This is a genomic window from Haladaptatus sp. AB618, from assembly GCF_024136965.1.
Taxonomy (GTDB): Archaea; Halobacteriota; Halobacteria; order Halobacteriales; family Haladaptataceae; genus Haladaptatus.
This window is the reverse complement of record NZ_JAMYJX010000008.1, coordinates 158,733-183,491: the sequence shown is the minus strand read 5'-3', so window position 1 is coordinate 183,491 and position 24,759 is coordinate 158,733. Positions and strand designations below refer to the sequence as shown.

The window sequence follows — 24,759 nt, the reverse complement described above, 5'->3', positions numbered from 1 at the left end:
AAATTCGATTCGCCGCCTCCATTCATACTTCATTCATTAACCCTCACAGAGCCACTGCTCTGTGGGGGTTTTTCTATTTATTTTTCGACTGCTGATAGAGGTATCTCATCCGCATCGTGTCTCATCCGGTTTCTACCGTGGTGACACATCGACGGAAATGTTCGGTTACTATGCTTGTGATGCATAGTACTGGAATCGATGGATGTCGACCCGTTACGAAAACCCAATACTGCTTACAGTTTCGCGAGCCATTGAGTTTTAATAATCTGACCAAAGAAAGGTACATGTAGGTATGGTCTCCATCGATTCTACGAGTCGGAAAGTCCTCATCGTCGTCCCGTTGGTTCTCCTCGTCGCGGTGGCCCTTTCACTCAACTTTGTGAACCTTCCATTAGGTGGAGGTCACGACTCCAAATCCGAACCGCCGAAGCCCGTGAAAGGCTGTCGGACGATCTCGAAGCCGGGAAACTACGTTTTGGCGTCCGATTTCGGCGGTGCGACCGGACTGACGGGTAGTTGTCTTGTGATCAATTCGAGTCACGTCACGCTGAATGGGTCGGGTCACACGATCAAAGGGAGAGGCGTCACCGATACGACCGGCATTCTCGTCAATAATGCCAGTGGTGTCTCCGACGTGACGATCCACTCGGTTCGGGTGTCCCACTGGAATCGTGCGATTCATCTCCGGAACTCGTCGTCGGCGACGGTTCGGAACGTGACGACGGTTCGGAGCACGGAGGGAATTACCGTCTGGAACAGTTCGGACGTGACTCTCGCGCACTCGCGGTCGGCACACAACCTGTTCGGTCTCCTCGTGGATAACCGAAGTCAGAACGTCGATTACTCGACGCTACACTACCACGATAATCAATTGAACAGCACGCGTGGACGCGGTTCGGTCGGCGCGTGAGCTAGGGTTGTGGCTGTTCGTCGCCGGGTGCCTTCCCGGCGTCTTTTCTGATCCCGCTCGCCCATTCGGGGTACTCACGGCGTTCCGTGCCGTCGAATTCGGGCTCACCGGACATGGCTTTGATACTTCGGGCGTCGTCCAAACTCCATACGGCACCGTCCTCGTGAAACAGGCCGTTGAGAACGCCGTTTCGTCGCATGTAGAGCGAGAAGGCCGGTTTGAGCATGAGTGACCAGAAGAAGTTGCCGATGCCGGATTTGCGAATGGTGGGTGCGAGCGAGGAGTAGTCGGGGACTGCGGCGTTGCCGGAGACGTTGGCAAAGAACTTGTTCCCGGGCCGAATCCGTTGCCATTCCGAGAGCCAAACGGGGCGTCCGAGTTTTTCCTTGATGTTGTTAGCCTGTTGGAGCACGCGGTTGTACAGCGCCGGATTACGTGCGAAGTTGTAGTGGAACTGGAGGATGTCCATTCCCCATTCCAGATATTGGGCGTTGTTCGCCAGGCTGGTCGACCCGACTGAAAGGGGGATTTCGCCGCGGTAGTACGTCATCGTATCGACGATTTCTTTGAAGAATCGGATGTCCTTCGCGTTCCACCCGGGTTCGTTCGTCAATTCGATGGCCAGCAGGCGTTCGTCGTTTCGGTACAGTTGCATGAACTCCTCGATGAAGTGGCGTGGGTCGTCCCACAGGTTTTTGGTGACTTCCGTCCGCGTCGAGGGGGAAAACGTCTGAACGGCGGTTTTGGGGTCGTTTTTCACGAGGTTCTCGAACGTGGGTTCGAGTCCGACGCTGTCGAACAGACCGAGCAGGACGCGGATCCCGTGTTTGTCGGCGGTGTCCAACAGGTGTTCGAGCGACTCCTTGTGGTCTTCCGGTTCGACGAGCCAATATTCGTAGCTCAGCCACGTTCGAATCGCGTTGAGATTGAGACTCGCGGCGTAGCCCATGTCCCGTTCGATGACGTCCGGATCGTAATCGTCCCACATCTGATACCGGTTGAACGCGCGCGCTGGGAGGTAAATCGCGCCACGGACGTCCACTGGAGCATCGGTTTTCGGTGGGAGGTTCAGATCCCGTCTTCTCGTCGTCTGTGCGTTGTGACCGACGGTACGGACGCTTCCCGCAGCGGGGACACTGGAGAGCCCGACAGTTGCTCCGATACCGGAGAGGAACTGACGGCGACCAACTCGTCTGCTCATACCATCCATCGGATTTCGAGGATTAACAATCTATTCCTCGGCGTCCAGTCGTGCGAAAACTCCGTGCCAATTCGGGATTTGGTTCCATCGGATGAAGTTGTTTGACAACCCTGACGAGTGAATTCCGACTCGGTGACTGGGGTGCCAGTACCCAGGACAGCGGAAGTAGTAGTGATGAGGTCGGAAACGACGAAAACGGTAGCAGTCGAAGCGATGACAACGGAAGTAGTGGGGGTGGTTTTGATGGTGGTGACGAGGTCGAGGCGAGGACCGCTTTTCTGTGGTGTCCCTCGTGAGCCCTCGACGAGATTCTTCGCTACAGCGACCGAATCGTCTCAACGACGACGTCGACACCGATTTTCAGCGCGTCCTCGTCGATGTCGAACTTCGACGTGTGGTGACCGAACGGGTTGCTCGCACCGATTCCGACGTAGGTCCCAACGCCACCTTCCTCCTGCACCCGTTCGATGAGGAACGAGGCGTCCTCGCTCGCGCCGATGGGCGCTCGCTCGACGACGGTATCGACACCCTCGACTCCCTCTGCGGCTTGGGCGACGGCCGTAACCATCCCGTCGTCGGCGGTGAACGTCGTCGTCTTCCCGTAGAGCGACGTTTCGAACTCCACGTCGTGCATCGCGGTGGCGTGTTTCACGATTCGCCGCGCTCGGGAGAGCATGTAGTCGTTGAGTTCGGCGGTCTCGCCGCGGACTTCGATGCGCATTTTCGCCTCCTCGGCGATGACGTTCTGTGCGTTCGGGGAGTGAACCTGTCCGACGTTGATCCGCGTCGCCCCGTCCGCGTGCCGCGGAATCGCGTACAGGTTTCCGATGGCCGTCGTCATCGCCTGAAGCGCGTTCCGGCCTTGGTTCGGCGCTTTTCCGGCGTGTGCGGCTTCCCCGTGGAAGGTCACGTCTAGCTTCGCGTTCGACAAGGGGTGTTCGTAGGCGGCGATGACCTTCCCCGTCTCGTTGTCGAGGCCGAGGTGGAGCGCGAGGAAGTGGTCAAGGTCGGCGAGGTGGTCCGTCTTACTCATCGGGACGCCGCCACGTCCACCCTCCTCGGCTGGCTGGAAGAACAGTTTGAGGTGTCCATCGAACCCGCCGGTGGCGTTGAGTTCATGGGCGATTCCGACGCCGATGGTCGTGTGTCCGTCGTGACCGCAGGCGTGCATCTCCCCGGGATGACGGCTCACGAACCCCTCCCGTGCGGGTCGGTGATCGTCGTCGCTCGACTCGGTCAGTTCGAGCGCGTCCATGTCGATTCGGACACCGACGGTCGGCCCGTCGCCGGTTCCGTACGTCTTCTCGGCGACGAGTCCCGTCACGTCGCCCATTCGCTCCAGATACCGCTCCGGTGCACCTTCCTCACGCGCTCGGGCTTTCGCGCCCGCGATTTCGTCGTCGCTCGGCACGCCGAGGCGTGCGTCAACGTCGACGGCGTCCGCTCCGAGATGGAGCGTGAATCCCCGTTCGTCGAGTTCCGCCGCGACGAGCGCCGTCGTCCGGAACTCCTTCCACCCGGCCTCGGGGTGGGCGTGCAAATCGCGGCGCAGTTCGACAAGGGTCGGATCGCCCGTGTTCGCCTCGATATCTCGTGTTTCTCCTCCGTCCGTTCCGCCGTTCGCGTTCGTCATGTCACCTTCCTCGTGGGGGAAGGGGAAAGCGTTTACAAACCGGCAGACGGGGTTCTGTCGGTTCCCTTATCGCTCTCCCACGGTTCCCGGCACGTCCGCCGAAACGCTCACTCGACCGAGCGCATCCCACAGCGTCGCTTGATTGCTCGTCACCACCGGTATCCCGAGGTCCGATTCGAGGGGTTCGATGGCGGGGAACGTTCGGTAGTTCGTACACGAGACGAACACGGCGTCCACGGTACTCGGGTCCGAGACGGTATTCCGGACCTGTTGGTACGCGTCGTCCGGTGACAACGACCCGATGTCAGTGTTCGCCGTAATTCCCCGTCCGTGGAGATCGACCACCTCGAATCCGGCGTCGTCCAGGTATGACTCCTCACGGTCGTTCAGATCGGCGGTGTATGGCGTCACGACGACGATTCGCGTCGCGTCGAGGGCGGAGAGCGCCCGCTTGACCGACAGGGCCGTCGCCACCGTCGGAACGCCAGCGGCCTCGGCCAACGCGTCTTCGAGTTCCGCGTCGAACCCCGCCCCGTGAAGGAGACTTCCCGTCGTACAGGCGTAGGCGACCGCATCGACGTCCGCGTGGGACAATCGCTCCGCACAGTCCACGGCATCGTCCGCCATCGTGTCCAGTTCGTCCACGGTGACCGATTCGAGCGGCATTCGGGCCGTGTGGAGGCTCACGCCCTCCGGAAGCACCCGCCCGAATTCGCCCTCCACCGTCGTGTTTGAGGACGGGACGACGACGCCGAGACGGCCGCGCCATCCGAACATTACGGCCACCCCGCTCGTGTCATCGCTCTCACGATCATTCTTCCCACTCCATCTTCCCGTCGTCCCTATCCATCTCGATGGCGCCGGGGTCGCGCTCTTCCGCTGGACCGTGCCCGCCGCCGCCCGGCGTGAACACCGTGATGGTCGTGCCCGACTCCACATCGCGGGTGGCCTTCGCCGGAACGCGTTCCCCGTCGATTTCGTTACGGCCGCACCGTCCGTCCTCACCGCCGTCGATTCCGTGCGGAGCGACGCGCCGCCGTTCGGTCAGCAGGGAGACGGTCGCGTCCGTTTCGACGCTGACTGAGCGCACCACGCCGAGGCCGCCACGGAACTGCCCGTGTCCGCCGCTGTTCTCGCGGAGTCCGTACCGTTCGACGAATAGCGGGTATTCGGCTTCGAGGGACTCGACGGGCGTGTTCAGCGTGTTCGTCATCCCCACCTGTACGCCGTCCATCCCGTCCTTCGTGGGGCGGCCGCCGAAGCCACCCGCGATGGTCTCGTAGTAGGTAAAGCCGTCGTCACCGCCGTTCCTGCTCCCGATGGTGAGGTTGTTCATCGTTCCCTGTCCCTGCGCTGGAACGCGGACCGGGGCCGCCTCGGCGAGCGCGGAAAACATGACGTCCGTCACTCGCTGGCTGGTTTCGACGTTGCCGCCCACCACGGCCGCTGGTGGCCGGGGGTTCAACAGCGACCCGTCCGGAACCGAGACGGAAACGGGGTCGTAACAGCCTTCGTTCGGTGGGATCTCGGGGTCCGTCACACAGCGAATCACGAAGTAGACGGCGCTCTTCGCGACCGCGAGCGGCGCGTTGACGTTACCTGGAACCTGCGGAGCGGTGCCCGAGAAATCCACCTCTATTTCCTCGTCGTCGACCGTCACGGAAACTTCGATGGGTATCTCGTCGTCCGAGATGCCATCCCCTTCCATCACGTCGTGAGCGCTGTACGTTCCGTTCGGCAGGTCGGCGAGTTCGGCGAGCAGTCGATCCCGCGAGTACGAGATCACCGCGTCGAAGGCCGAGACGACGCGCTCCCGACCGTGTTCTTCCACGAGGTCTCCGAGTCGTTCCTCGGCCCGTTCGTTCGCGGCGATCTGTGCCCGGATGTCCGCCCGGCGCTCGCCGGGGTTCCTGACGTTGGCGAGCAGGAGGCTCATCACGTCGTCGTTGACTTCACCACGCTTCACGAGGCGAACCGGCGGCAGTCGAATCCCCTCCTGATAGATTTCCCGCGCTCCGGCGGGCATGCTTCCCGGCGTCATCCCGCCGACGTCGGCGTGGTGCGCGCGGGAGACGGCGTATCCGAGGATTTCGTCCCCGACCGTAACCGGCGACACCATCGTCACGTCCGGGAGGTGCGTACCACCCTCGAACGGGTCGTTCAGAACGAACACGTCGCCCGGTTCCGGGTCGTAGTCGAGCACCGTGTCCACGGCCTCGGGCATCGCGCCGAGATGCACCGGGATGTGTTCGGCCTGCGCGACCAGTCGCCCCTCGGCGTCGAACAGTGCCGTCGAGCAGTCGCGTCGCTCCTTGATGTTCGGCGAGTACGACGAGGTGATGAGCACCTGTCCCATCTCCTCGGCGACACCCTCGAACTGATTTCGCATGATTTCGAGCGTTACCGCGTCGATGTCCGTGTCAGAGTTCGAATTCGAATCGTCGTGGCTCATTCCTCTTCCCTCCCGAGCACCAGCGTTCCGTCCGCGTTCGTCGTTCCGGACCATCCTGGCGGTACGACCACCGTACTTTCGTCCTGTTCGAGGATTGCGGGGCCGGAAACCGAATCGGACTCGCCGAGTCCGGTTCGGTCGAACACCGGTGTCTCGTGGAACTCGCCATCGAAAAACGCCTCGCGGCGTCCCTTCTCGGCGTCGCCCGCGGTTCGATACGAAACCGATGGCGACTCGCGACCGACGACCGCCGTCGTCCGCAGGTTCACGAGTTCGATGGGGTCGTCCATGACGTAGCCGTAGGCGCTCTCGTGGGCGTCCTCGAAGCGCTCCGCGACCGTCTCGGCGTCGAACTCCTCGTCTACGGGAACCGTGAGTTCGAAGCTCTGGCCGACGAACCGCAGGTCGGCGGCCCGCTGGACCGCCGCCGCATCCCGATTCTCCACGTCCGAGAGTACCTCGTCCGTGAGGTCGTCGTAGGCGGATTCGATATCGTCCAGCGAAACGTCCGCCAACGGATTTCTCAACGTTCGAACCGAGTCGTGTTTCTCGTCCGCCGCGAGCAGACCGTAGGCCGACAGCACGCCGCAGGCGTGCGGAATCACGAGTCGATCCATGTCCAAACTCTCCGCAATCGCGGCGGCGTGCATCGGTCCCGCGCCGCCGAACGCCACGAGTCCGAATCCACGCGGGTCGTGGCCCCGTTCGACCGTGACGGCGCGGATAGCCCGCGCCATGTTCGCGTTCGCGACCCGGAAGACGCCCCGAGCGGCAGCGAGGGCGTCGTCCAACCCGGCCTCGTCGGCGAGTTTCGAGAGCGCCTCGTGGGCCGCGTCCACGTCGAGTTCGAGTTCGCCGCCGAGCGCCGAACTCCCGCCGATGTAGCCGAGGACGACGTTCGCGTCCGTTACCGTCGGCTCCGTCCCGCCGCGCCCGTAGCAGGCGGGGCCGGGGTTCGCTCCGGCGGACCGCGGCCCGACGCGGAGGGCGTTTCCGGCGTCCACCCACGCGATGGAGCCACCGCCCGCGCCGACCGTGTTCACGTCCACCATCGGCGTCTTGATGGGTCGGCCGTTGATTTCTGCGTCCGTCGTCCGTTCCACCTCGCCGTCCTGGACGAGGCTCACGTCGCTCGACGTGCCGCCCATGTCGAAGGTGACGAGGCCGTCCACGTCGTCGGCCGCGGCGGTCTCCGCCGCGCCGACGACCCCACCCGCTGGCCCGGACATCGTCGTCGTCACCGCGTGTTCGCGGACGGTTTTCGCCGACGCGATACCGCCGTTGGCCTGCATGATCCGCGGTTCCGGAACGCCCCGGTTCCCGGCGCGTTCCTCCAAGCGACCGATGTAGGCGTCGATTGCTGGCGTCACGTAGGCGTCCACGACCGTCGTGGACGTTCGCTCGAATTCGCGGAACTCCGCGAGCACCTCGTGGGAAACCGAGATCGGGACGTCCAGTTCCTCGCGGAGCACTTCGGCGACCCGTCGTTCGTTTTTGGGGTGCTGATACGCGTGTAACAGGGAGACGGCGACGCTTTCGGCACCACTGTTACGGATCTCCCCCGCCAGTTCGCGTACTTCGTCCTCGTCCGGTTCCGTCAGCACGCCATCGACGCCCGTCCGCTCGGCGACTTCGAACCGCCGCCGTCGCGGGACGAGCGGCGCGGGTTTGTCGATGTTCACGTCGTAGAGGTCCGGTCGGGCCTGCCGCCCGATTTCGAGCACGTCGCGGAATCCCTCGGTCGTCACGAGGGCCGTCTTCGCGCCGTTCTCTTCGAGCAGTGCGTTCACCGAGACCGTCATCGCGTGGGTGAACGCGTCCACGTCCGTCGGGTCGATGCCCGCTTCCTCGCAGGCTTTCCCGATTCCCTGCACGACGCCGACGCTCTGGTCGTCCGTGCTCGGCACCTTCGCCGTCACGAGTTCGTCGTCCGGCAGGAGGAGGACGACGTCGGTGAACGTCCCGCCGACATCCACGCCGACGCGCGTTCGGTCGTTCCCGCCCATTCAGAACCCTCCGATGACGGTGTAGAGCGCACGTACTCCGAGCCAGACGACGACGAGCGTGACGACGATTCCGAGGACGTTCTGCGTCGTGTCGTTCACGTACTCCCCCAGGATGTCCCTGTCGTTCATGATGTAGATGAGGAAGAGCGCGACGATAGGTAACAGGACTCCGTTCGCCACCTGCGCGAAGACGATGGCCTGCACCGGTTGGTAGCCAGCCGCGGAGAACACGACACCGATGAATAGGATGACGGCCCAAACGGCCCGAAACTTGAACGATTTGAGGTCGGTGTCCCAGCCGAAGGCTCCCGCGGTCGCGTACGCACCGGCGAGCGGTGCCGTGGTCGCGCTCGTGAACCCGGCCGCGAACAGACCGATACTGAACAGAACCGTCGCGTAGGGTCCAGCGAGCGGTCGTATCTGGTCGGCCATCCTGCTCACGTCGCTGATCTGGGTTCCGACGGGGAACGCCGCGGCCGCGGTGACGAGGATGGCGATGGTGATTGCGCCGCCGATGAGGATGGAGAGTATCGTGTCGGCGCGCGACTCGGGCAATTCACCCGGTCCCGACCAGCGTTCCTGGACGCTCCCGGCGTGCAGGAACAGGTTGTAGCCGACGACGGTCGTCCCGATGAGTCCCGTGATGAGGAACGTCGAACCTTCGGGGACGCTCGGGACGAATCCCGCCGCGAGCGCGCCGAGGTCGGGTCCGATGAGGATGGCGTCGATGACGAACGAGAGCGCCATGATGGCCACCAACGCGACGAGCGCCTTCTCGATGAGTTTGTAGCGTCCGGTCCAGAGGAGCGCGGCCGCGAAGAGACCCATGGCCGGACCCCAGATGTGCGCGCTGATGCCGGTAATGCCCGCTAACCCGGCGGCACCGCCGAGGATGTTTCCCGTCTCGTAGGCGGCCGTCCCGATGCCGATGGCGCTCACGACGAGCGCGATGCTGAGGGTCGAAAGCAGGGGGCTGTCGAACTGTTCCCGAAGCGCTTCGCCGAGTCCCTCCCGGGAGACGACGCCGAGGCGGGCGCTCATCTCCTGGAGGACGATGGTGGCGATGATCGAGAAGACGATAGTCCAGACGAGCGCGTAGCCGAACTCCGCGCCGGTCACGCTGGCGGTCGTCACCGTTCCGGGGCCGATGAAGGCGGCGGCCACCATCGCGCCGGGTCCGATAGAGCGTAGTCGTTCACTGATATTCATGGTTGTGGTGTGCTATGATGCCACAATCCATGGACTGGAGATAAATCCTGTTGAGAACGGTGTGTATCGCCGTCTCTCGCCGTATGAAATCGTATGAAAGAGTATGAACGGGAGACGGACGACGGATACTGACGATTCGGACTAATATCGACGGATACTGACGAATAGCGACGACGAACACTGAGGGATGACGATGAACTCAGACGACTGACGAACGGATCAGCGTTCGGGGTCGACTTCCGTCATCAGCACCTTGGAGACGCCTTCCTCCAGTTCGATTTCGAAAGGAAGCCGGGCGCTGCTTCGCTCGACGAATCGCGTCATGAACCATTTGACCGACTCGGTTGGGAACACGACGTGATACGTGTCACCCTGCGTTCCGCGAACGGTCAGGAAACCACAGAACGAAAGCCAGTCGAGCAGTTCCCCGAGCGTTTCGAATCGGTGTTCGTACTCGCGGGCGTGATAGTTCGAGACGCTGTCTGCCAGTTCGATAAACGCCGCATCCGGCTCACCGTCTTCGTCCTCGACGTACTCCAAGAAGCAGTGGAGAAAGTCCACGTCGAGCAGGACGTGTTCGCCGCTCGCCAGCATTTGATGGTACGCTTCGAGGCTCGGTCCCGCTTGGGTCGTGGCGGCGTCGTAGTTCGCGGCGTAGAAGACGAGCGCCTGCCTGACGAGTTCGCTCTGGGGTTTTCCGTCCCGACTCACGAGTTCGTCCAGCGCGACCTGTGCCTCGTCGTCCAGCGACACCGTTACCCGGTTCGTCATGCTCCCACTTACCCACCCAACCCATTTATGCGTTCGTCCGGTTTATCGCCCGTTCGGGCGACAGGTCGAGCGCTACCACACGTACTTTCCAAAAATTTCCATCCCGATACCGCTGCACGTTTGTGCATCCTTTTATTCCGGAGACCGTCGTACACGGTCCGGGGGATTTCAAGGATGACAACCGCGGAGACGTACGACAGGGAACGACTGGCAAACACGATTCAAGATACGTGGCGACTCCTCATGGGTGTCGGCGTCGTACTCACTATCGTCGGCTTACTGGCGATCCTGACGCCGTTCTTCACGGGAATCACGCTGTCGTTTCTGTTCGGCGTGTACCTCGTGATCGGTGCGGTCGCCCACTTCGTCCACGCGTTTTCGGGGCGCGGGTGGACGGGATTCGTCTTTCAACTGCTGTTGGCAATCATCTTCGCCATCGGCGGTATCGCGTTCCTCCTGAACCCGCTGGTCGGACTCACGGCGCTAACCATCCTCCTCGTCATCTTCTTCCTCGTCGAGGGGGCCGTCGAGTTGGCCATGGGGTTCCGACTCCGACCGGAGCGCGGGTGGCTATGGATCGCCATCAGCGGAATTGCGTCGATCCTCGTCGCCTTCTTCGTCTGGCTGTCGTACCCGAGTTCCGCGACGTGGGCCGTCGGACTCCTGTTCGGTATCGGCCTCTTCACGAGCGGTCTCTCGATGGTCGCGGCCGCGATGGGCGGCCGCGAAGCGGTAAAGAAAGCGACGGAAACGCGGGCGGAAACGGGATAACTGCTTCCGTTCTCCCAATTCGATCGTCGTTTCGCTCGCTTTCCCGAACACTTACGCGTGATCAACCGTCCGCTGTGAGCGTGGTCCTCACGTGGATTGTGATGGATGAGGGGGTGGCGATGAACGGTGACGGGTGGTGATCGACGAGTTCCGGATTCGGGTTCACTCGTCACCACTCGTATCAAATAATTATTAGTATGGTCGCTACTCGTTAATAATTCAAATTTTTGAGTAATAATTATAACTACTCAATAAGTAGTATTTTATTGCGATTGATCAGGGATTAATCGCACAGCAGGACACGAACATATGCACGAGCCAACTCGCAATTCTGCCGACGAACGGCAGAGTCAGACGGACGAATCGGACGAACCAGCCGAATCGAACGACGGGCTATCGCTCTCGCGGCGCACGTATTTCAAGGCGTTCGGGGCCGCCGGACTGGCCGGCGCGGCGGGGATTCCCGCACCGGCAATGGCGGCAAGCGACGTTCACGGCGTCGGCAACGGAAGTTACGCCGGGACGAAGCCATCGGGAGAGGACGGACCGCCTTCGACGCTGTATACGACCGGGAACGTCCAAGCGCCGCTTCCATCGAACGATTGGTGGACGTCGGCACTGGTCGAGGGGTATTCGGAGAACCTCTTTTTCGACCCCGGATACGGACAGGCGGTGGAGGCCGGTCTCGAAGTCGGCAACCCGTCGACGTGGACGATCTCTGACACTGCCGCGATAATGGACGTCAGCAGCGACTTCACGCTGGGCCACACCGCCACCTCATCGTTCGCCGACACGCGCGTAGACGGCCACAGCGACTGGTCCGTGACGCTGAAATGGGGAAGCGCAACGGGGACGACCCTCAGGGCGTCGCTGACGACGGGGTTGCCCTTCGTCTTCTGTGAGTACACGGGCGGCGGTGCGGAACTGGACTTTCCGGCGGCCCCGAACGTCTGGGCCGACCGCGGGAACGTCCTCGGCGTGACCCACAACGGCAACCACTACGGCCTGTTCGCGCCGTCGGGCGACGACTGGTCCGGCACCGGTTCGGCCACGCTGACCAACGGGCTGTCGGGCGGTTATCTGTCGATAGCCATCCTCCCCGACGGTAACACCTCGACGCTCGACACGTTCGAGGAGTACGCCTACAACTTCGTCATGGACACCGGGGCCGGTGACGCGACTCGCGTCAGTCCGACCTACGACCAGTCCGCGAGCGAGGTCCGAACGACCTACTCGTTCAACACGGACGACAAGGCCGAGAGTCAGGCCAGCGGGACGATAACGGGACTGTATCCGCACCAGCACAAGTACACGGACGAGGCCCTGCTGAGCGACACGTACGTGTGCCCCCGCGGGACGATGAAGACGACCAGCGGGTCGTCGTTCACGACGACCCACCCGTTCCGAGGTGTCCTCCCGTATCTCCCCGACCGAGGCACGTACGACGAATCGGAACTCTCGGGCTACGTGGGTGACGTGTCGTCGAGCCTCGGCGGCAGCGACACGTACTCGACCGGGAAGGAGTTCGGTCGGGCGGCCGCGGCCGCACCCATCGCCGACCAGGTCGGTAACACGAGCAAACGCGACGCGCTGTACGACGCCATCCAGTCGCGGATGGAGGACTGGCTGGTCGCCGGAAGCAGCGAGAGTTCGAACCTGTTCTACTACGACGACAGTTGGGGCACGTTCATCGGCTACCCCGACTCGTACGGGTCGGCGTCGGGCCTCAACGACCACCACTTCCACTACGGCTACTTCGTCCGCGGTGCCGCCGCCCTCTCGCGAACCGACGACTCGTGGGGCGACGACGGCAACTGGGGCGGCATGGTCGACCTCATCGTCCGTGACTTCGCCAACTGGGAACGGCCGAACCGCGCCAACGCACAGGAACCCGCGACCAATCCCGCCGATTCGTTCCCGTTTTTGCGGAACTTCAGCCCGTTCGGCGGTCACTCGTGGGCCGCCGGTACCGCGGAGTTCGCGGACGGCAACGACCAGGAATCGTCCTCGGAGGCCATCAACGCCTACGGGGCGATGGTCGAGTGGGCGGTGTACACCGACAACGACGAGATGCTGAACTGGGCGGCCTACCTATACACCCACGAGGTCATCTCCGCGATGGAGTACTGGTTCGACGTGGACGACGGGAACCAACCCGACGCCTGGGGTCACGACACGGCGGGTATCGTCTGGAGCGACAAGTACTCCTACGCGACGTGGTTCAACGCCGACGCCGAGGCGGTACACGGCATCAACTACCTGCCGTACGCCGGTCACTCGCTGTATCTCGGCTGGGACGCCGACTTGGCCGAGCGAAATTACTCCGAGGCGGTGGCCAACGACGACAACGGCGGCGCTTGGAACCTCTGGCCCGACATCATGTGGAACTACCGCGTGTTCTCGAACCCGAGCGACGCCAAGAGCATGTTCCAAGCCAAGAAAGGCTCCTACACGCCGGAATCGGGCGAGACGAAGGCGCACACGTACCACTGGATTTACGCCATCGACGGCATGGGCAACCCCAACCCGTCGGTCACCGCGGACTATCCGCTGGCGTACGTCTTCGGGAGCGGGAGCGACAAGACCTACGTCGCCTACAACGGCGGGAACGCGGCGATCACGGTGAACTTCTCGGACGGTACGTCGCTCTCCGTCGGAGCCAACTCGATGAATTCGAGCACCGGCGGGAGCAGCGGTGGCGGTTCGGGAGACTCGACTGCACCGTCGTCCCCGTCGAACCTCTCGTCGTCCGGCCACACCACGTCGTCGGTCGATCTCGGTTGGAGCGCCGCGAGCGACACCGGCGGGTCGGGACTCGACCACTACGCGGTCTACGTGAACGGTTCGCAGAACGGGACCGTCTCGGCGGGTACCACGTCCACGACGGTCTCCGGACTCTCCGGCGGGACGACCTACGACTTCTCCGTGACGGCCGTGGACGGTGCGGGCAACGAGTCGAGCGCGTCCAACACAGTGAGCGTCACAACGAACTCGTCGGGCAGTGGCGACTTCAACCAAAGCGTTTCCCGCATCGACGGGTCGGACAGCGACTCAACCGTCGACGAACTGTCGTTCACGTTCGTCTCGAACGTCGGGTCGAACTGGGTGGACGTTCACTACACCGTCAACGGCGGGTCACAGTACAACTACCGGATGAACAAGAGCGGCGACACCCACACGCTCGAAACCACTCCCGACTACGTGGTCGGCGACTTCTCGTCCGGTGACGCCATCGACTACTACTTCACCTACGAGAACGGCGGCACCGGCAACGACTCCCAGCACTTCAGCCTCACCTACTGAGACGAAAGCCGAAAGTCACCGGAAGGTCGAAAATCGCTGAAACCTGAACCGGGGAAAACCGAACCGGGGAAAACCGAACCGCGGAAAATCCAACCGCCGTCACCACCCGAGCACGCGGCGTCGCCGCGTGCTCGGGACTTTCACTCGGGATTCTCATTCGAGACTCCCGCTGTCTTCGCGATACATACGTCAAAACGCTCGACGAATCTCACAGCGGGACGTTTTCGGAGACGAACTCCCGGTCCTCCCGCTCGATGCCGAGCAGGTAGAGCACCCCGGCGAAGACGGCGAGGCCGACGACGCCGCCGACCACACCCTGTGCGAGCGCGGCCGCGGTCGTCGGGAGGTGTGCCGAGAGCGGTCCGCCGACGGCGGCCTTCACGCCGAGCATGGAAACCGCGGACAGGACGCCCGCGATTATCGGCTTGGCGTATTTTCGTGAGTACGGGAAGAGACCGACGAAGTGCCACACCTCGACGACGCGGAGTGCGTTGACCGAGATGATGACCGTCGCCGTGGCGATGGCGGCCCCGATGAGGCCGAACTGCTGGATGAAGACGTAGTTGAGAACCACGTTGCAGACGCCCAGAATCCACTGGTTCGCGAGCGCGAGGTACTGGTTGTCGGTCATCATCAACACGTAACCGCTCGGGCCGACGCTGGCGTTCGCCAGTTGCGCGACGACGAGCAGGAACAGAATCGCTTCCCCCTGCGTGAACGCGTTACCGTACAGGAGGAGCAGTTGGTGGGCGAAGACTACCGCGCCGACCGCCGGAAACAGCGCCATCGTGAACGTCCAGCGCGTGACCCGTCGATACAGCGATTCGAGGTCGTCCATCTTCCCGTTGCTGTACAGTCGGGAGGCGATGGGGGGAAACAGTTGGCTGAACGCGCTCAGCGGCAGAATGAGCAGTCCGGCCAGTACGGCGGCGGCCCGGTAGATTCCCGCGGCGTCCGACATCGACGTGACGAAGATGCCGATCATGATGATATCGACGCGGTTCGAGAGGACGTACCCGGCCTGATTCAGCGTCAACGGCAGCGAGAAGTTGTAGAACTCCTTGATTTCGCCTTTCGACGCCCGGAACGACGGCACGAGGTCGGTCTTCGACCACACGAGCCACGCCGCCGCGGCGAAGACGAGAATCGTGGCGACGACCGTCGCCGCCGTCACGCCGACGAGTTCGTACCCGAGGAGCAGCGCGACACCGACGAGGGCGAACCGCACTACCGGCGTCAGGACGTTCATGATGAACACCTGATACTCCGGCAGTTCGAGGCTCTTGAAGACGCTCTTGATACAACTCGTGAGCGTGAAAAACGGCACGATGACGGCGAGGACTCGAAGCACGTCGGTCAGGTACGGCCGAAAGGACTCGGCCGCGATTCCCGTGATGACTGGTGCCCCGATGTAGAGCCCCAGGCCGACGGCACAACCGGCGATCAGCGACGTGAGATACGCCAGTCCGACCATCCGCTGCCGTTTCCTCGGTTCGTCCTCGTACTGGGGGATGAACTTCAGGATGGACTGGTCGGTGCCGAGGTTTGCCAGCACCTCCACGAATTGGATGACGACGAACCCGAAGGTGTAGACGCTGAACATGACAGCGTTTCCACCAGTAGTGAGCCCACGTGCCAGCACGATGCTCAACAGAAACCGAAGCCCGCTGTCGAGCCCTTTCCCGACCATGAAGAAGGACGCGCCACGGGAGATCGATTTCAGTGGTGAGTATGAGTCCGAGGAGTCGTCAGCCATTGGCGTCTGCTGTTGGTATCCGACCGTCGGTGGTTATTTCTTGTGTTTCGTCGGTCCGGCGTCGAACCGTCGGTATCCCTCCCCCCGGAGGGATGCGGGATCCACTCACAGATATCCCAGCTCTCGCAGGCGCGACTCGGTCGATGCGTCGATTTCGTCGTCCGATTCGTCCCGGTCTTCGCTTTGGGCCGTCGCTTTCGCCTCGGCGATGGCGTCCGCGAAGAACGGGGACTCGTCGTCCGGTTCGTCCGCTCCGTCCTCGTCCGATTCGACCTTCCGCTGCCACGATAGCCGACTCGGGTCGAGTTCGTACTCGGTTCGCGTCCCGAGCGAATCCCAGACCGTCTTTTCCCCTTCCTCGTACGCACAGCGCATCATCCGGTCCCAGTACTCCCGGTTTTCCGGCGGTTCCGGTCCGGCGCTCAGCCCGACCAGTTCGGCCGGTATCTCGTCGTGCGAGACGTCGGGCGTCTCGCCGTTCGCAAGCCCAGTGACGAGACGGCCGAGTTCGAGTTGCGAGACGTACCCGGTTTCCTCCGGTTCGTAGCCCGCCGGTGGGTTGATGATACAGAGGGGCACGTGCAACAGCCCTTCCGAGAGGCTGCTCTTGTGGTTTGCGAGGTAGTCGTCGGCTTCCTCGGCGTGGTTCTCGCCGTGGTCCGCCGTGACGATGATCGTCGTCTCGCGCCGCGACGAATCGAGCACGTCGTGGACGAACGTCGAGAGGAGTCGATCTATGTACTCGATCGTCGCGCCGTACACCTGCCGACGGATACGCCAGTAGTCCTCGTGCTCGTCTTCCCCGTTCATCAGTTCCCAGACGCCGTACTGTTCCGAGGTCCACGAGTTCGGCACGCCACGAAGTAGCTCCGAGTCGTACGCCCGGCACGGCTGAAGTGGCGTGTGCGCGTCCATCAGGTTACAAAAACCGAAGAACGGTTCGTCGGCATCGTCGGCCCGTCGTTTCGTCGCGTCGAGCACCGCCGACCCACCGTTGTCCACCAGTTTCGGGACGGGACCCGTCTTCGTCGTCTGGTGGAGCACACCGTAGGCCGTGTTTTTCAGGCTCTCTATTGGGTGGTCGTCCGCCATCGCCGCCCGAAGGAACTCCGTGTACTTCTCGGAGCCGTCGGTTTCCTGGCCGACCTCGTTGAGGCTCGTCGCCTCCGGATAGCGGTGTTTCGGTTCGACAGCGGCGAACTCGTCGAACCACGAATCGAAGCCGTACGTCGGGCTGACGAAGGCGTTGGCGCTCACGCCGAACGTCGTGTACCCGTCCAACTCCGACAGGAACGTCTCGTCGCGGTCGATGGTATCGAACTGGCGGTTGTACGTGTGGACGCCGTGTTTGGAGGGTAGCTCCCCGGTAAACATGCTCGCGTGACTCGGAACCGTCCACGAACTCGCGGCGCGACACCCGGTGAACGTCACGTCCGAGAGTCGTTGGAGACGCTTCGCGTACTCGGCGAAGAAGTCCGCCCGAACGGTATCGAGACAGATCAGGAGGACGTTTCGAGCGCGGGATGCTGGAGGGGCGTTCGCTGCCATTGCTACCCATCAGGGAGATGGCATCCAAAACGCTATTGGCCAAAAAATTACACGACAGGATTGTTATCCGAATCGTTCATAATAAATAAATTCCCCAGTTTCACCACCTCTACGGACGGTTATCTCGTGTTCCGAACGCATAATTGTGGACAGCTTGATGATTCTCACCGGCGTATCCCCTCCAGGGTGGGTGAAGATGTCACACGTCAGTTCGGATAGTCCTGGGGAACCACACGACGCCGAAACACCGTCGTCCCGCGACGACCGTCCGGCGCAGATAGACCATCACGGCCACGAGGGGATGTTCCGGCGTCGGTTCTGGGTCTGTCTCGTTCTCTCGGTACCGGTGCTCTACTTCAGCGAGTTCGTTCAACTGACGCTCGGCTACACCGCGATCAGATTTCCGGGGAGCGAGTGGGTAACGCCGGTTTTCGCCGTAATCGTCTTCGCGTACGGCGGGGTTCCCTTCCTCTCGATGGCGCGGGTCGAGTTCGAAAACCGCCAACCAGCGATGATGATGCTCATCTCGCTCGCCATCACGGTCGCGTTCGTCTACAGCATCGCGGCGGTGTTCGTCCTCCCCGGGACGATGGGCTTCTTCTGGGAACTCGTGACGCTCATCGACGTCATGCTGTTGGGTCACTGGATGGAGATGCGGAGCGTCCGGCAGGCCTCCGGTGCGCTGGACGAACTGGCCCGACTGATGCCGGATACGGCGGAGCGAATCACGGATGACGGAACGACGGACGAGGTTCCGGTCGCCGACTTGCAAGTCGGCGACCGAGTGCTCGTCCGACCGGGGGCGAGCATTCCCGCGGACGGTACGGTCGAGGACGGCGAGTCGTCCGCCGACGAAGCCATGATCACCGGCGAATCGCGCCCGGTGGGAAAACACCCCGGCGACGACGTCATCGGCGGAACGGTCAACAGCGGGGACGGAAGTCTCCGGGTCCGAGTCGGGGCGACCGGCGACGAGACGGCCCTCGCCGGTATCGTGCGACTCGTCGAGGAGGCACAGGGGAGCAAATCCGGAACGCAACTGCTGGCCGACAGGGCCGCCGGGTGGCTGTTCTACGTCGCGCTGGGCGTCGCCGCCGTCACGGCGGTCGCGTGGATTCTCGCCACGGGGTTCGGCCTCGACGTGGTCGAACGCGTCGTCACGGTGTTGGTCATCGCCTGCCCGCACGCGCTCGGGTTGGCGGTCCCGCTGGTCGTCGCCATCACCACCTCGATGGCCGCGACGAACGGCGTCCTCGTCCGTGACCGCACCGCGATGGAGGACGCCAGAAACCTCGATATCGTCATGTTCGACAAGACGGGGACGCTCACGGAAGGAAAACAGGGCGTCGTCGACGTCGAGACGGCGGACGGATGGGACGACCGGCGGGCATCGGCCGTCGCGGCCGCCGTCGAAGCCGACTCCGAACACCCCATCGCCGAAGCGGTCCGTCGCCACACGAACGACGAGGACGTCTCGATCCCGACCGCGAGCGACTTCGAGAACATCAAGGGTCGCGGCGTTCGCGCGACGGTCGAGACCCGAGAGACGATCGTCGGCGGGCCGAACCTGCTCGATTCCCTCGATGCCGCTCTCCCCGAGAACATTTCGGACTTCGCCCGAACTGCCGGTGAGAAGGGCCAGACCGTCGTTTACCTCGTCTCCGACGGGAACGTCGTCGCCGGATTCGCGCTGGCGGACGTGGTTCGGGAGGCGAGCAAGCGGACCGTCGATGCGCTCCACGGGATGGGAATCGAAGTCGCCATGCTGACGGGCGACAGCGAGGCCGTCGCCCGTTCCGTGGCCGACGAACTGGGTATCGACACCTACTTCGCCGAGGTGCTGCCGGAGGAGAAGGACGAGCGAGTCACGGACCTCACGGCGGGCGGCGAGCGCGTGGCGATGGTCGGCGACGGCGTGAACGACGCACCGGCGTTGACGCGCGCGGACGTCGGCATCGCCATCGGGAGCGGCACCGACGTCGCCATCGAATCCGCCGACATCGTCCTCGTGGAGAACGACCCGCTCGACGTGGTGAAACTGATCCGCCTCAGCCGTGCGAGTTACCGGAAGATGCAGGAGAACCTCGTCTGGGCGACGGGGTACAACGTCTTCGCGCTCCCGCTCGCGGCGGGCGTCCTCGCGCCCCTCGGCATCCTGCTCTCGCCCGCCGTCGGTGCCGTGCTCATGTCCGCGAGCACGGTCATCGTCGCCATCAACGCCCGTCGATTGCAAGGGGCCGACCTGTCGGTCTGATCATCGTAACCCCGACCCCGTCGCCAGATAGCGGTCGGGAACCGTTCGCCCGTCGAGCAGGGCGAGCGCGTTCGTCGCCAAACGGTCGATGCAGGCCACGCTCGCCTCCTCGGTTCGCGCCGCGATGTGCGGCGTCAGCGTGACCGTTTCGAACCCGTGGAGCGGCGAATCGGGGGTCAGCGGCTCCGACTCGAACACGTCGAGTCCGGCACCGGCGATGGTTTCGTCGCGGAGCGCCCCGATGAGTGCCGATTGGTCGATGACTGCCCCCCGTGCGACGTTGACGACGACGGCCGACGGTTTCATCGCGGCGAACGCCGCTTCGTCGAGCATGCCGCGCGTCTCGTCGGTCAACTCGGTGGTGATCACGACGGCGTCGCTCCGTTCCAACAGGGAATCGAGCGTCGTCATCGCCGTGCCCGTCAGTTCCGCGTCCTCCTGCTCCACGTACGGATCGAACGCGAGCGTTTCGGCGTGGAACCCGTCGAGCAGCGTGGCGAACCGCTGGCCGATTCGACCGTAGCCGACGATGCCGACCGTCTTCCCCGAGAGTTGCCGACCGATGGGCGTTTCGTCCCGCCAGCCGCCGGATTCGAGGACGCGCTGGGCGTGAACCGTTCGTCGGAGCGTCGCCAGCAGGAGGCCGAGCGCGTGTTCGGCCACGGAGAGCGCGTTGAGTCCGGGCGTGTACGTCACCGGGATTCCGTGGTCGTTCGCGGCTTCGACATCGACGTTGTCGAGGCCGGTGCCGAACTTGGCGACCACCGAGAGGTTCGTCGCTTCCAGGACTCGCCGCGAAATCGGCAGGCGAGAGGTCGTGAACACCACGTCCATGTCGGCCAATTCGTCGACGAGCGCGTCCTCGTCGGGGTCGCCGCCGACCGTGAGTTCGACGCGCTCCCCAACGCGCTCATGTAACGCCGACAGCGGTTGTACGTCCACGTCCACGAGTCCCCGAACCGGTTCCGATTCCGTTTCCATCGTCCGAGCGATGACGACCCCTATCGACAAAACCGCTCCGGCGAGGGGGGCCGGGTATCGTCGTGACGGCGGAATACCGGTGAAGATTGGGTGACATCCGCCCATTTAACCGGCCGCCGAACCATCCTCGAACTACCAGATGTCCGCTCGCTATCGTTCGCTATCTCGACAGTTACGGGAGACGGTTCGCGGCCTCCGCGGTGACGGCCGGGGCTGGCTGCTCGTCACCGTCGCAATCGGGTGGGCGTTCACGCTCGGTATGCGGTTTATCCTCCCGACGCTGTTGCCCCAGATCGAATCGAATCTCCACATCTCCGACTCGCTCGCCGGACTCGCCATCACCGCCCTCTGGATCGGTTACGCCTTGATGCAGTTCCCGGCGGGGGTGTTGGTCAACCGTCTCGGGGAGCGACGGCTGTTGACCGCGAGCCTCGGTCTGTCCGGATTCAGCATGCTCCTCCTCGGGTTCGCGCCGGCTTTCGGCGTCTTCTTCCTCGGCAGCGCGGCCTACGGACTCACGTCCGGCCTCTACGGCCCGAGTCGGGGGACGGTCCTCTCGCGGACGTTCACGCGGAACGCGGGCGCGGCGTTCGGCATCACGTTGGCCATCGGTAGCCTCGGGTCCGCGTTCCTCCCGAACATCGCGGCGGCGGTCGTGACCGATGTCGGCTGGCGGGCCATCCTCGCCGGGTTGGCGGTCCCGTTCTTCGTCATGGCGGTGATGGCGTGGAACGTCGTCCCCGAACGTCCCGCCGAGGACGACCGTCGGAGCGACGACCCGTCGGAGACCGACGCCGTCTCCGACGGCGGTGAATCCGACACGGCCTCGTCCTCCACGCTACCGGAGTTCGGCGAACTCGTCGGGACGCTCTCGGACCGCTCCATCCTGCTCGCGACCCTCTCGGTGGCGATATTGCTCTTCGCCTATCAGGGGATCACCGCGTTCCTCCCGACGTATCTCCAGACGAAGGGACTGAGTCAGGGAACCGCCGCCCTGCTGTTCGGGTTCATGTTCGTCGTCGGCGCGGCGTCCCAAATCGTCGCGGGCAGTGCCGCCGACCGAATCGGCATCAAACCCGTCCTCCTCGTCGTCACCGCCATCGGCGTCGTCGCTCCCATCGCACTGACGCTCGTCTCTGGAAAACTCGCGATAGCGGTCGTCGTCGGGATTCTCGGTACGCGCATGGCGGTCAACGCCGTCACGAACTCCTTCATCGTCGGCGCGCTCCCCGACCACCTTCAAGGCTCGGCGTGGGGATTCATCAGAACCGGTTTCTTCCTCGTCGGTTCGCTCGGTTCGACGTTTATGGGGGTCTTCGCCGACGCGAACGAATTGAATCTCGCGTTCATCATTCTGGGCGTGTTGTCGGCGATGGCACTCGGACTGTACGCGCTGTTGCCGAACGAGTGAGAACGAATACTCCTCCCTTGTGCTCCTATATCGAATTTCAAGCGAGGAACGCGAACGCTCGGGCTTCGATCTTTCGCATGTGTTCGCTGACCGTGCTCGCGTCGATTCCGACGCGCTCGGCGATTTCCCCGTGGGTGGCACGGCGCGGATTCTCGTAGTAGCCGAGTTCCATCGCGATGTCCAAAATCTCCTGTTGGCGGTCGGTCAATAATCCGGTGAGATCGCTCGTCCCCGGAGAGTACACGCCGATGCGCTCGACGCTGATGTCGATTTCGTCGGGGATTGCGGCGAGCGCCCGCTGCAACACTTCGTTAGTCTCGCCGATCATGGTCACGCGGATTTCCTCCTCGGAGATGTATTCGATGGACTCGAAGAACACTTCGTGTTCGTCGAGGGGGCGGAGGACCCCACGTATCGGTTCCGGAAATTGACTGTGAACGTACATGAGGCCGGTACCGTCCCCTTCGTCCGAAACGCTGTAGTCGATCACGTCCGGGTTTTGCTCGATCAGTCGACGCGTGCGGTCGGGATTCCCATGGACGTGGGCCAACATGACCATCGTCCCGTCGTCCAGTGTGTTCAAGTGGAGGATGGATTTTCGGACGGGGGCGGATTCGCTGGCGAGCAGTTCGTGGACGGCCGGGTAAAACCCGTCAGGTCGAGTGATGGTGAACGTTATCGATCTCATGCAGTATCGCGTATCCTGTCCGATTTGGTCGCCTACCGTGCTACTACTCATGCGACGTTCCCTTAAATACTGCCCCACTTTCGGGGCAGTCGGTGCATCCGCCGGGGAGACGTAGCGTTCGGTGTGGTCAGACAGCAACACGATGCGTCCGACGGCGCGGACGAAAAACGCGCACAGCGCGGTACAGCACGACCACGAATTCAGGAGAAATCACGGATGAAAGCAGTACGTATTCACGAGTTTGGCGATGCATCGAATCTCCGGTACGAGGAGATAGAGACTCCGGAACCGGCCGACGACGAGGTCCGCGTCCGGATTCACGCGGCCGGTGTGAACCCTGCCGATTGTAAAATTCGGCAAGGAGCCCCATTCCCCATCGACCTCCCGTGGATTCCGGGATGGGATATCGCCGGGGTCGTCGATGAAGTCGGCATGGACGTGACCGAGTTCGAACCGGGCGACGAAGTGTACGGGATACTGCCGTTTCCGGGCGACGGCGGCGCGTACGCGGAAGCGGTCGCGGTTTCCCCTACGGAAGGAAAACTCGGTCAGAAACCGGAGTCGCTGTCGTTCGAGGCGGCGGCCGGTGTTCCCATGGCGGGACTCACCGCGTGGCGGTCCATGCAACTGACCGACCTCAAACCCGGTCAGAGGGTGCTGATTCACGCCGCGGCGGGCGGCGTGGGTCACTTCGCCGTCCAGTTCGCAAAGCGGCGAGGTGCCCACGTCATCGGAACCGCTTCCGGTTCGAACGAGGAGTATCTCCGCGATTTGGGCGTGGACGAATTCGTCAACTACCGCGAAGAGCGCTTCGAGGACGCCATCGAACCGGTCGATGTGGTGATCGACGCGATCGGTGGCGGTACCTTCACCCGCTCGCTCGAAATCACGAAGGAGGGCGGGGTCATCGACAATCTCCCGCTGAACCTCACGCCGGAACAGGAGGAGGCGGCCGACGAGCACGGCATCCGCGTCGAACGGTCGGACACCCTCGACCGGGAATGGCTCGACGAGATTACCAAACTCCTCGAAGACGGTACCGTCGCGCCGACGCTCGATACGGTGTTCCCGCTGGCCGAAGCACAGCAGGCACACGAGTTGAGCGAGAACGGGCACCTCTGCGGGAAGATCATTCTCGAGACGAGAGAAGGGGACGGGAACTGAATGGAAGTCGTCGTGTTTGGGGCGACGGGGCGCGTCGGCCGTCACGTCGTGGATACCGCGCTGTTACGGGAGCACGAGGTACGAGCGTTCGTTCGCAGTCCGGAGAAAGTGGATTCGATCCACCGCGACAACAGCCATCTGTCGATTGTCCAGGGTGACGCTCTCGACACTGATGCGGTCGAACGCGCCGTGCAGGGGGCCGATGCCGTCCTCAGCGCGCTCGGCCCCGCAGAAGGTTCCCCTATCGACGTGGCGATTCGCGGCGGGGAGAACATCCTCGCTGCGATGCAAGCACACGACGTTCCACGGGTCGTGATTCTCGGCGGCAGAGTTATTTCCCATCCAAAAGACCCGTTCTCCGTTTCGGGACGAGTTCTCTCGTCCGCGGTGGACCTCGTCGCAGGTGATCTCACCGGGGGAGGAGAACGACTCATGAGAACGCTCGCGGCGAGCGATTGCGAATGGGTCATGGTCAGACCGCCGTGGATCAGGAGCGGCCCACGCACTCGTGACTATCGAACGGGGTATCTCGGACTCACAACCTTGTCAACGGTCTCGCGAGCTACTGTGGCGGCGTTCATGGTTCGTGCGGCGGAGACGGACAGATGGGTCGGCGAGGCTCCGATGATCGTTAACTGAATTGACGCCTCAGTACCGTCCAGTTGCGCCGGTGTTGCGAAGTGGGCAATCGGCCGATTCCT

18 protein-coding genes are annotated in these 24,759 nt (G+C 63.1%); 7 read left to right on the top strand and 11 right to left on the bottom strand.

From position 1 onward, the window contains the following. Positions 1-292: 292 nt before the first annotated feature. On the top strand, positions 293-910 hold the full coding sequence (locus NKF26_RS20555; RefSeq protein WP_253227946.1) for a NosD domain-containing protein: 618 nt from the start codon (positions 293-295) through the stop codon (positions 908-910). Position 911: 1 nt separating this feature from the next. Here NKF26_RS20555 and NKF26_RS20550 read toward each other — a convergent pair whose 3' ends face one another. The 7 genes from NKF26_RS20550 to NKF26_RS20520 all read right to left on the bottom strand — a co-directional run bounded on the left by NKF26_RS20550 (position 912) and on the right by NKF26_RS20520 (position 10,182). Beyond that, positions 912-2,111, bottom strand: coding sequence for a glycoside hydrolase (locus NKF26_RS20550; protein ID WP_253227945.1), 1,200 nt, complete (start codon positions 2,109-2,111; stop codon positions 912-914). 316 nt (positions 2,112-2,427) lie between these two features. Beyond that, positions 2,428-3,744 (bottom strand): amidohydrolase, encoded by a 1,317-nt coding sequence (locus tag NKF26_RS20545; RefSeq protein ID WP_253234823.1) that lies wholly within the window; start codon positions 3,742-3,744, stop codon positions 2,428-2,430. Positions 3,745-3,810: 66 nt separating this feature from the next. Next, a complete protein-coding gene (locus NKF26_RS20540) occupies positions 3,811-4,521 on the bottom strand; it encodes an aspartate/glutamate racemase family protein (protein WP_253227943.1) in 711 nt (236 codons plus the stop codon). 34 nt (positions 4,522-4,555) lie between these two features. Further along, a complete protein-coding gene (locus NKF26_RS20535; protein WP_253227942.1) occupies positions 4,556-6,196 on the bottom strand; it encodes a hydantoinase B/oxoprolinase family protein in 1,641 nt (546 codons plus the stop codon). Further along, positions 6,193-8,202, bottom strand: coding sequence for a hydantoinase/oxoprolinase family protein (locus NKF26_RS20530; protein ID WP_253234822.1), 2,010 nt, complete (start codon positions 8,200-8,202; stop codon positions 6,193-6,195). Before NKF26_RS20530 ends, NKF26_RS20535 begins: the two co-directional genes overlap by 4 nt. Then, the gene (locus tag NKF26_RS20525) at positions 8,203-9,411 is read right to left on the bottom strand and encodes an Nramp family divalent metal transporter (protein WP_253227940.1); all 1,209 of its coding nucleotides are present in this window, start codon (positions 9,409-9,411) and stop codon (positions 8,203-8,205) included. A 219-nt stretch (positions 9,412-9,630) separates the two neighbouring features. Next, the gene (locus NKF26_RS20520; protein WP_253227939.1) at positions 9,631-10,182 is read right to left on the bottom strand and encodes a ribbon-helix-helix protein, CopG family; all 552 of its coding nucleotides are present in this window, start codon (positions 10,180-10,182) and stop codon (positions 9,631-9,633) included. Between the two features lie 174 nt (positions 10,183-10,356). Here NKF26_RS20520 and NKF26_RS20515 point away from each other — a divergent pair, with 174 nt between their 5' ends. Together NKF26_RS20515 and NKF26_RS20510 are read left to right on the top strand one after the other, a co-directional pair. Then, positions 10,357-10,953: an HdeD family acid-resistance protein gene (locus NKF26_RS20515; protein ID WP_253227938.1), complete on the top strand. Its 597-nt coding sequence runs from the start codon at positions 10,357-10,359 to the stop codon at positions 10,951-10,953. 309 nt (positions 10,954-11,262) lie between these two features. Beyond that, positions 11,263-14,256, top strand: coding sequence for a glycosyl hydrolase (locus NKF26_RS20510; RefSeq protein WP_253234821.1), 2,994 nt, complete (start codon positions 11,263-11,265; stop codon positions 14,254-14,256). Between the two features lie 208 nt (positions 14,257-14,464). Here NKF26_RS20510 and NKF26_RS20505 read toward each other — a convergent pair whose 3' ends face one another. Together NKF26_RS20505 and NKF26_RS20500 are read right to left on the bottom strand one after the other, a co-directional pair. Then, positions 14,465-16,012, bottom strand: a complete 1,548-nt coding sequence (locus NKF26_RS20505) for a flippase (protein ID WP_253234820.1) — start codon at positions 16,010-16,012, stop codon at positions 14,465-14,467. Positions 16,013-16,117: 105 nt separating this feature from the next. Continuing rightward, entirely contained in the window at positions 16,118-17,560 is a 1,443-nt protein-coding gene (locus NKF26_RS20500; protein WP_253234819.1) for a sulfatase-like hydrolase/transferase, read from the bottom strand. A gap of 301 nt (positions 17,561-17,861) precedes the next feature. Between NKF26_RS20500 and NKF26_RS20495 the strand changes: the two genes are divergently transcribed. After that, positions 17,862-19,814, top strand: coding sequence for a heavy metal translocating P-type ATPase (locus tag NKF26_RS20495; protein WP_253234825.1), 1,953 nt, complete (start codon positions 17,862-17,864; stop codon positions 19,812-19,814). Here the strand turns inward: NKF26_RS20495 and NKF26_RS20490 are convergent, their stop codons facing one another. Next, positions 19,815-20,795 carry a hydroxyacid dehydrogenase gene (locus tag NKF26_RS20490; protein ID WP_253234818.1) on the bottom strand — a complete coding sequence of 327 codons (981 nt, stop codon included), beginning with the start codon at positions 20,793-20,795 and terminating at the stop codon, positions 19,815-19,817. A 139-nt stretch (positions 20,796-20,934) separates the two neighbouring features. Between NKF26_RS20490 and NKF26_RS20485 the strand changes: the two genes are divergently transcribed. Then, the gene (locus NKF26_RS20485) at positions 20,935-22,206 is read left to right on the top strand and encodes an MFS transporter (protein WP_253227933.1); all 1,272 of its coding nucleotides are present in this window, start codon (positions 20,935-20,937) and stop codon (positions 22,204-22,206) included. A 37-nt stretch (positions 22,207-22,243) separates the two neighbouring features. Here NKF26_RS20485 and NKF26_RS20480 read toward each other — a convergent pair whose 3' ends face one another. Then, positions 22,244-22,894, bottom strand: a complete 651-nt coding sequence (locus NKF26_RS20480; protein ID WP_253234817.1) for a helix-turn-helix domain-containing protein — start codon at positions 22,892-22,894, stop codon at positions 22,244-22,246. Between the two features lie 123 nt (positions 22,895-23,017). On the opposite strand from NKF26_RS20480, the gene NKF26_RS20475 reads away from it, so the two are divergent. Further along, positions 23,018-24,058, top strand: a complete 1,041-nt coding sequence (locus tag NKF26_RS20475) for a zinc-binding dehydrogenase (protein ID WP_253234816.1) — start codon at positions 23,018-23,020, stop codon at positions 24,056-24,058. Then, positions 24,059-24,697, top strand: coding sequence for an NAD(P)-dependent oxidoreductase (locus NKF26_RS20470; RefSeq protein WP_253234815.1), 639 nt, complete (start codon positions 24,059-24,061; stop codon positions 24,695-24,697). Positions 24,698-24,759: the final 62 nt, after the last annotated feature.